Raw genomic sequence first — 1,042 nt, 5'->3', positions numbered from 1 at the left:
AAGCGCGCACCTTCCTCACCGAGCTGCACGCCTGGCAGGGCGACCCGCCGGCGCTGCCCGATGTCCCGGTCACCGTCATCTCCGGCAGTCTCGCGGACGGGATGCCGCGACGGGTCCGGGATGCCGCGACCGCCGCCGGGCGGTATCGGGCCGCACAGTCCCGGCAGGGCCGGCACGTGGTCGCTGCCCGCTCCGGCCACTACATCCCCGCCACAGAACCAGATCTGATCGCTGCGGAGATCCGCCGCCTCGTCCTCCCACCCGCAGGATAACCCCGGGTTGTCTGGCGGGCATGCCTAGTCAGGCCACAGCAGGGGTGCGCCGCCGCCAGGCGATCGCGCCGGTGAGGGCGAGACCACCCAGCCCACCCCACAAGGTGACAGCGGAGACGCCTTGCCCGATGAGGACGGCGGGGGTGATGCCGGTGCGCAGGTCGGTGTCGGCGATCAGCGCCCCGGCCTGTCCGGCGGGCAGACCGGTGAGGGTGCTGCCGTCGGGGCGGATGATCTGGCTGGTGCCGACGGTGGAGACGTTCACCACGGTACGGCCGGTCTCTACCGCGCGGATCCGGGCGACCGCGAGCTGCTGCAGGTTCTCGTCCGTGCCGCGGAAGTCGGCGTTGTTGGTCTGGAACACCAGCAGCTCCGCACCGGCGGTGATGCTCTCGGCGATGACCTCGTCGTAGATCACGTCGAAGCAGATCGCCAACCCCACCGGCACACCGCCGACGGTGACCAGCGGCACGTCCGTGCCGTGCGCGTAGTCGCGTTGCAGCAGCCCGACCAGGTCGGGGGCGAGCAGGGTGTAGAACGCCCGGTCGGGCACGTACTCGCCGAACGGCACCGGGTGGCGTTTCGCGTGCGTCTGCACCTGCTCCCGCTGCGGCGTGGCACCGGTGGTGGCCGGGTCCCACAGGAACGACGTGTTGTAGATGTTGCCGCCCGCCGTGGTGGCCGCGTTCGCCAGCAGCGGGGCACCTGCCCGGGTGCTGATGCCGGTGAGATACTCGGCCAGCCACGGGGTCTGGAACGGGTCAGCATCC

1 protein-coding gene and 1 pseudogene are annotated in these 1,042 nt (G+C 71.4%); one reads left to right on the top strand and one right to left on the bottom strand.

Annotated features, from left to right (window positions below):
- Positions 1-272, top strand: a pseudogene (locus DSP71_RS07295) (alpha/beta hydrolase); the annotation flags it as partial.
- Between the two features lie 28 nt (positions 273-300).
- On the opposite strand, the gene DSP71_RS07290 reads toward DSP71_RS07295, so the two are convergent.
- Positions 301-1,042, bottom strand: a 742-nt coding sequence (locus DSP71_RS07290; RefSeq protein ID WP_258546314.1) for an apolipoprotein N-acyltransferase, incomplete at its 5' end; no start/stop codon positions are given.

It is taken from the genome of Microbacterium sp. H6, assembly GCF_003314775.1.
Lineage (GTDB): Bacteria > Actinomycetota > Actinomycetes > Actinomycetales > Microbacteriaceae > Microbacterium > Microbacterium oxydans.
This window is presented reverse-complemented; position numbering and strand designations above follow the sequence as displayed.